Genomic DNA, 7,941 nt, shown 5'->3' on the forward strand with positions numbered 1-7,941 from the left:
ATAAATTAAAAATCTGCTTTCATCCCGAATGCCATTGATTTAGGCGGCGGCCCGGTTTGATAATCCGGATCGATTCCGGCCTTATTAACTTTCCATAGCAAAACAAGATTATTGGCATAAACGTAGAACTGAATATGCCTAAACGGAAGTTGCCTGATTCGTTGCCTGTACAGATCATAACTGAAGCTGATATCCTGAAGCCTTATATTATCTGCTTTTTGCACAAGCACACTTGAAAAGTTGTAAAACAAGTCCCTGTTATTATTGGGGGAAGTCGGAATAGAAGGAACGTAGGTATGCTGTTCATCGCCCGGTTTTTGCCAGCGAAGATCATAATCACCATCGCCGCCTAAACCATAATTGCTTCCGTACCCAATCGAACTTTTTCTAAAATAATAACCAAGCCTATAGGTGATATTGGCTGAAATGGAGAACCCCTTGTACTGAAAGGTGTTCCTGAAAGAACCAAATACCGTAGGACGAGCAGAACCACTGTAAACAATATTGTCAGGAGTTGCAGACGAGATAATTGCGGAGTAATCCTTGCTGACCTGTCCGTTAAGATAACCCTGCGGATCACCGTTTGCCGGGTCAAGGCCAGTCCATTTATAACTGTACAGGGCGTATAGCGGTTTCCCCACTAACGGTACTTGTGAAAGCCCATCCCCGTTCTGGAGTAGGCCGTTTACCGGAGAAGCAGATAAATATCGGGTTATTTTATCAGAAACCGTACTCAACAAGAAGTTGGTGTTCCATTTCAATTCACGATCAATATTTTTCGTATTGAGAACTAAGTCTAAACCCCTACCGTTTGTATTGGCTGTATTCCCGGTGAAAGTTAGTATTCCTGTAGATGGTGCATACGGAACGGTTCCTATCAGGTCTTTGCCATCTTTCCGGTAATATTCTATGGAACCTGTGATGATATTATTTTTAGTTCCAAAGTCAACACCAAGATTAATTACCTGCACGCGCTCCCACCGCAGTTCAGGATTGGGCGGATTAATAATTGTAGCGTAAGGTTGGTGAATACCACTTTGAGAAGCATCGTAATAATAGGCGGTAGTATAGGCGGTCACAGTTTTGTTGACATTACCATTGTATCCATAAGTAGCCCTTAATTTTAACATGGGTAACAACTCCCATTTATAAAAAGATTCGTTTGCTATATTCCAGCTTAATCCTGTTGAGAATAACGGTACTGCTTTTTGATTGGTCCTTACACCAAATAAATTCGATGCATCCTGCCGGATACTGCCGGACAGCGTATAACGCTTATCGAAAGTATAAGAACCGTTAAAATAGTAAGAGCGATAATTATCATGCAGGTCTGTTTGGCCATTGCTATAAGGAATTGCACTGGCACTGTAGGGGTCATTGTATAGGGTATAGTAATCTAAATAATTGACAGCCTGGCTGGTTTCATGAAAAGGGTCATAGCCATAAAGCCGGTAGGAGCTTCCGGTTGTGTGTAACGCTCTTATTTCATATCCTCCAATTGCAGTGAGTTCATTTTTATTATTCCAATATTTGTGATAATTTAATTGTGCACGTAAATCCTTGCCTATCCCGGTTAAGTTCTGAAAGTCATATATGCCGCCAAGCGGTATTGGTAAAGTAAGGCTTCCGTCAGAATTGACCTGTGTATATTGGTTGATCAGGTTCCTGGTGTAATATGTATTCTGGCTTTGCAGGTTACGAGCTTCATTCCCGGATCTTTGATACTGGTAAAGGATTTGTGCGTTCAGGTCTGCATTGTACCGGTATTTCAGGCCTGCATTCAACTTGTAATCTGTAATGCTGCTTGTATTATTAGCATTGCGGATTTCATCGAGTGGTTTATAAGTCCAGTCTAAAAAGCCCGCATTTTCGGCACTTTGAATAAATCCCTCCCGATAATCTTTATTGATTGCAAGCGGGTTTCCCTGATTATCAGCTAAACGGGCATAGGGATAAAGAGACGACCCGTTGTAAGTAATTTGGTCAATACCTGGATTATTGGTGGTGGTTTTGCTTTGCGTAATATAGATCCCGGTACTCAGTTCAAGCTTTTTATTAAGCAGATCATAGGCATTGTTCGCGTTTAAGGTTACCCGGTCATAGCCGTTGCCAATAAGATTGTCCAAATTTTTATCATAGCCGCCGGAAATGTAATATCGCTGGTTTTCCGACCCGCCGCTCAGGTTAATGGAATACTGTTGATTTACGCTCTTTTGAAGGAAATATTTTTCCAGATCATTTCTTACATCCTGATTTTTGAGGGCATTGATTTGGGAATTGGCTTGTGCAACGCTAATAGTCCCATTAGATTCCGCATTCAATAACTCCAGAACGGGTGTAATAACCGGGGAGTTATAGGCAGAGATTGTGTTTTGGTAATAACCTTCGGCGTAAAGCCTTTCTTCTGTAGTGATGTAATCGGCACTGCTCATCATCCTTTTGTAGAACAAATTGGGTTTGTCAGCTATATTAACATTGGCGTTAAAGCTGATTCTTAAAGGCTGATTGTTTTTTCCTTTTTTAGTGGTGATAACAATAACGCCATTTCCCGCTCTTGATCCCCAAATGGACGCGGCAGCAGCATCTTTAAGAACAGTAATGCTTTCCACGTCATTCGGATTGATATTCGTAATGTCACCATCGTAAGGGAAATTATCAACTACCACTAAAGGCTGGGCATTCCCAAAAATCGTGCTTAGGCCCCGGATGCTAATGTCATTTTTAACAGTCCCCTTACCCCGGTTAAAAATCAAGCCGGATGTCACGTCTTGTAAACGGCTTAATATATCAGTGCTCACACTGCGGTTAATCAGGGCGTTATCTACTTTTGCAAATGAACCCGTAGCTCGCTCACTTGGCAGTTCTTGGTAACCCGTAGAGACGGTTACTTCGTTTAACTGATTGCTATTAGGCTCCAAAGCAATAATGAGAGAGGTTGCTGGTAAATTCACTGTCATTTCTAATGATCGAAAACCGATATAGCTAATTTGAATTGTTATCGCATTGCCTTGTAGCTTTGAATGAAAACGTCCGGCACTATCGGTAATTAAATGAATATTGGCACCTTTGACCTGAATATTAGCTCCTGGCAGTGGAGCGTGACCGGATGAAGAGATTACAGTTCCATTAAGCTCATGTTGCGCATAGCTTAGGATAGTACGGCATAACAGAAATATAAGGAGTATATATTTTTTCATGTAATAAATGATAATTGGTGAGGTAAGACTGCTTAAAAATCAAAGGCGGCAAAATTGGTTACTTTCTATCCTTAAATACCAGCATTTCAACAGGCTGTATACTTTCTTTTAGGGCGAGATCATACTTTTTTAGTTCGGCGTTAAGCTGTTCTAAATTTGAGAGGTTGGCATCTATATTAAGATCAACCGGCCTATTGTAACCTGTAGCGTCAACGACAGGTGAGCGGTTTTGCAGGTACTGAATGTCCAGCCTGCCAGTTAATTGAACCAGATAATTGTTTTTGATTTGGCAGCCTTGTTTATCAAAATTCGTTATGGTAGGGCCTCCCTTGGATTGGATTTTATCTATTGACGATGTTCTTACTAAAGCCAAGCACTTTGTTTGTACCTTTTGAATGCTGACATCATACTTGTAAAAGAATCTAATTAAATCGTTCTGCATAATCGGGAACAAGTCTTTTGCCATAATAGAGGGGACAATCAATTCATAACTAAACCCGTGACCATTGCCCATCCAATCTTTGACCGCTTGCCCATGTAAATGGCTGGTTAAATAGCTTGAATCCTTCGTAAGAAATAGCCTTTTGTTACTTCCAAACCAATACTGATCACCACCGAATGCCGTCGCAAATAGATTGGCAATACTTTGATTTAACGCGGTAATATGTCTCGGTTTTCCGGGTTCGAAGTAATCAAAATTGACACTCCACGGCAATCCGTCCTTATAAGGAGTTATAAGCGAATGAAATATGATATTATCCCCATTGCCGCCATTTCCATTGATCAATAAGGGTTTATCTTTATCAAAAGGAATAAATACGTCATGTTTTTGCCTTACAGATATACTATCTGTTTTTAACAGTTGCTCAATATGGCCTTTGTCAACAATATCATATTCAGTTATTGATTTAACAATGCCTTTTCCATTTATCCAAACAAAGTGAGGCAATTCTTTATGTGGAAATAAGATGCTTAATTCCCGATCTTCTACCACATCCGGCAGTTCATAGGTCTTATGCTGCTGCTTTTGGAATTTTGATAGAAATGTTTGAACGATAGCCTGAGACTGATAAGCTACAGGCAGAAATTGTACCTCTCCATCAAACTGTTTTTGCAGGCTATCCATTTTAGGTATCATGGCTACGCATGGGCTGCACCATGTCGCCCAAAAGTCAAGTATGAGCAGTTTACCTTTGAAGTCTGATGTTTTAGCGTGTGTGCCGGGTTTACCGTCTTTGTCCTTATAGTTAAGGATGTTGTTTATGGTGATGTCGGGAACTTGGTCGCCAATTTTGAGGGCGGTAATATTGATGGGCTTGTCTTGCGCGTTTGCGGTAAATTTTAGGCAAAGCGTGGCCAGTACGATGTATGTCGTTATTTTTTTCATCTGTAAAGCGTTAATTTTGAGAACTAAACGAATAGAAAAAACGGCTCCGCTTTTTTAGGGCGGGTGCCGTTTAGGGGAAATCAAATTAATCAGGCTTCTTTATGATGTTTTTGTATCGGTTTTTAAGGTTTGGAAAGCCGCCTGTAGAAGAAAAAACATCGCTTTCCGTTTCTGTTAAAGGAGCGGCTGAGGAAGTTTGCTTGCTTTCCTGATTGTCCTTTTTCGCCAATAGCGATTTATGATACTTATATAGGGCAGAAATTAATAGGGGTAGCTCGGTCTTAAAACAATCGATTTGGTCAGGCGTTAGGTCAGCCAGCTGCTTGCCGTTCTCTGATAAACCAAAATAGAACCATTTGTATAACAAGGCTTTTACCTGCTCGGAATTTACTTCATCAAAAATTTTTTCTATGGTATCTTCTTCCGGTGTTGGGCGAAAACTACTAAAGCTAAGCGGGGTGATTCGAGCATAACCAGTTTGTTGTTTATTTACGCCACTTTTCTCGGGATTATGAACTGCATTAAAAGGATCAATCCGACACCTACTAACAGGAATTGAAAATACATGAGCAAAACCATATTCAGCCTTTGAAAAAAAGGCTTTGATACGGTTAAATAGAGTGGTTTTGATTCGCTTTTTCATTTGCTCGTTATGTAAATAACGAGTCTCAACTTAATGGGGCAAAATTAAGGAGTGGCCCCGTCTTGTTGGCCATAGAGGTACCGCCAAGCACCCTGAACACAAACAAGCTGATAGGGGCCACTCCTCAAATATAATAATATCCTTGGAGTGGGTTCAATGCCTATCATCTCGCGTTCAGTTGAAAATATTTGGCGGTTTTCTATGGACGAGACTCTTTTTAAAATACACTTTTATTTTATAGACCTACATATCAATATCATGTTTTCGATTAAATTATTACTTATCAAGTAGATAACAAAATCAAATTTAACTAAATGATTTTAAAAATACAAATACAGTATTAAATTTTATAAATCTAATACGCCTTGTTATTTGAAGCATGAAATATGTTGAAATAGCACAAGAAAAAATCGGGGAAAATTTAATATTTATTCAAGATCTAATTGGGCTAAAACACAAGCATTTTTATGCAGCACTTAATGCCTCCGAGCCAACGCTAAAAAAAATTCTATTAAGTAAAAACCAGGTCTATATTGATCTGTACATTCAAGTTGCTTTCTTATTTGGCATGAGGTTGGAAGAAATTATCGATAGGACAATTAAGTTGCCGATAAATTTCCGGGAGACTCTTTTAAACTACCATAAAACTATAAAGTCTGACGCCTACGAATATCTCAATCAAAGACCGATAACAAGTTATGCTATTAAAAGATTGTTAAACACAGATAAACTTAATGAATTTAAAAAGGCTGAAAAAGTAAAGGTAGAAATAAGAGATTTATTAGGCTATGATTATGATGTGTCTACCCTTTCTGCAACTTTGGCTGGTTTTAATCAAATAATATCACGTCAAGCTTCTAACAATAGTAATCACAAAGAGTACAAGCTTGATAAGCCTTTTACTGAAAAATCAACTGGCAGTTATATTCCTTCGTACATAAAATTAACTCAGTATTTAAACCAACGGATTGATTTAAGAAATGTTGAATATGACATTACATTTGATAGCGTATTCAAAATGTTTGAAATTATTATACAAGTAAGTGATAAATCTAAATCTGGGAAGGAATTATTTCTTGGTTTTAAAAAGACATCATTTAATGAGATAAATGTTCGAAATTACCTTACTCCATTACTTAATAGCGGATTAGTCGTAACCAAAGATCAGAAAGGAAGTGATGATGTTATGTACGGAATCACGGATAAAGGTATTGATGTATTAAACTTGAAGTAAACTACACTTTATGCCAACCATCGATCAAATTAAAACTGTAAAAAAAGCCCCTGTTGCAATAAACAACAAGGGCTATATCCTATAGACCTATAACTAAACCTATAAAACAGGTTTACAATTTTTCAATTTCCTCAATAGTTAACTTGGTGGTCTTGGCGATAAACTCATTAGATAAACCCTCTTTTTTGAGTTCAGCAGCAATGGCTAAGGCTTTTTTATGCTCGGCCTTTTCTTCAGCATAAGCGATAGAGTTTTCATAATCCCATTTAGCCTTTAAACTTGAATCGTACATTTCCTTTTCCTCCTTTGACAGGTTACTAACTTCGCCGATCTTAAATACCTTTTGAAAAACACGCTTATCCAAAACCGCTGGTATCTTTTCCAAATGGCTCATATTCTTTAGGAGGTAGAACCAACGGTCTAAATCCGTTTCCAGTTCCGCCTCTGTTTTTACAAATTTAACTAATTCTAAAAACTTAAAGCCCAACTTATTGTAAAATATTTCATGGGTATCCGTGTTGGTTAAAGCCACGTTGTGCAGGTAACTACCGGCGTTACTATCTTTAAAACTAAATTCAAGGATGGCTATTAAATATACCTCCTGAAGTTCAATATTCCAACGGCTTGCACCTTTAGGTAATTGCTCATTAATCAGCCGGGACGTATAAAATATCGCTCTATCCCTGAAGTTGCGTTGTTCCGCCCGCTGCATCTCGATGATGAACTGCTCACCGTTAACACCAGTGCAAAGCAGGTCGAAAAACACTTTCTTCAATTCATCATTATCCCCGGCATGTTCTGTAGGGCTGTATACCAGGTCGGCAATTTCCTTTTGACCCTTAAACAATTGATTTAAAAAATCAATCAGGATGTCCTTATTAGGTTCATTGCCAAATAAATGCTTAAAACCAAAATCACTTAGTGGGTCAATAAAACGGCCTATTTTGTGCTCCATGGATTTTGAACAAATTTAAAATGTAAAAATAAACAAATTGAAGTGATCCTGATTCAGAAAGCAAATATTTACAGCAATCGGCCTTTACATATTGCTGCGATTTTCGTAAATTGCAGTCACAATGCACACAACTACAGGCTCTAATGGAAAAATGTTCTGCTACCGGCAAAGCTATTTTCACTTCTTTACTGGAAGCCCGCATTGTCATGTTCAATCTGAAATGGCGATTTAAGCGAAATAAAGACGAATTTGGTAAGCGGATCAAGCACCGCCAGGGCAGACCAGTTCAGCGCAGAGCTTATCATTGTATCCATTGCCAGGGTTACCACGTTACCAAATGGACGGAAGATCATTTTATTAGCTACCAGAAAAAAATGAACACCCTTATGGAAAAAACTAACGGGAGCATGGGTAATAATCTTATAGCGTTGCTGTAATATTTTTAGCATTGCTGGACAAGCCAATAGCCATCATTCCGAGCCATTCCGTTGTAAAGCTTGTATAATCTTTCATTAATGGCAGATT

General features: G+C 38.6%; 6 protein-coding genes. 2 read left to right on the forward strand and 4 right to left on the reverse strand.

The genetic code is table 11. The features are described from left to right. Positions 1-5 precede the first annotated feature (5 nt). The 3 genes from RG47T_RS07160 to RG47T_RS07170 all read right to left on the reverse strand — a co-directional run bounded on the left by RG47T_RS07160 (position 6) and on the right by RG47T_RS07170 (position 5,227). The gene (locus RG47T_RS07160; RefSeq protein WP_074488785.1) at positions 6-3,197 is read right to left on the reverse strand and encodes a SusC/RagA family TonB-linked outer membrane protein; all 3,192 of its coding nucleotides are present in this window, start codon (positions 3,195-3,197) and stop codon (positions 6-8) included. A 58-nt stretch (positions 3,198-3,255) separates the two neighbouring features. After that, positions 3,256-4,584, reverse strand: a complete 1,329-nt coding sequence (locus tag RG47T_RS07165) for a TlpA family protein disulfide reductase (RefSeq protein WP_074488786.1) — start codon at positions 4,582-4,584, stop codon at positions 3,256-3,258. A gap of 85 nt (positions 4,585-4,669) precedes the next feature. Continuing rightward, the gene (locus tag RG47T_RS07170; RefSeq protein WP_074488787.1) at positions 4,670-5,227 is read right to left on the reverse strand and encodes a hypothetical protein; all 558 of its coding nucleotides are present in this window, start codon (positions 5,225-5,227) and stop codon (positions 4,670-4,672) included. 379 nt (positions 5,228-5,606) lie between these two features. On the opposite strand from RG47T_RS07170, the gene RG47T_RS07175 reads away from it, so the two are divergent. Next, positions 5,607-6,461 carry a hypothetical protein gene (locus RG47T_RS07175; RefSeq protein ID WP_074488788.1) on the forward strand — a complete coding sequence of 285 codons (855 nt, stop codon included), beginning with the start codon at positions 5,607-5,609 and terminating at the stop codon, positions 6,459-6,461. A 112-nt stretch (positions 6,462-6,573) separates the two neighbouring features. Here the strand turns inward: RG47T_RS07175 and RG47T_RS07180 are convergent, their stop codons facing one another. Further along, positions 6,574-7,416, reverse strand: coding sequence for an Rpn family recombination-promoting nuclease/putative transposase (locus tag RG47T_RS07180; protein WP_074488789.1), 843 nt, complete (start codon positions 7,414-7,416; stop codon positions 6,574-6,576). Positions 7,417-7,559: 143 nt separating this feature from the next. On the opposite strand from RG47T_RS07180, the gene RG47T_RS25670 reads away from it, so the two are divergent. Then, on the forward strand, positions 7,560-7,853 hold the full coding sequence (locus RG47T_RS25670; protein WP_139235642.1) for a hypothetical protein: 294 nt from the start codon (positions 7,560-7,562) through the stop codon (positions 7,851-7,853). The last annotated feature ends 88 nt before the right edge of the window (positions 7,854-7,941 follow it).

The sequence above is a fragment of the Mucilaginibacter polytrichastri genome (genome assembly GCF_001911425.1).
Lineage (GTDB): Bacteria > Bacteroidota > Bacteroidia > Sphingobacteriales > Sphingobacteriaceae > Mucilaginibacter > Mucilaginibacter polytrichastri.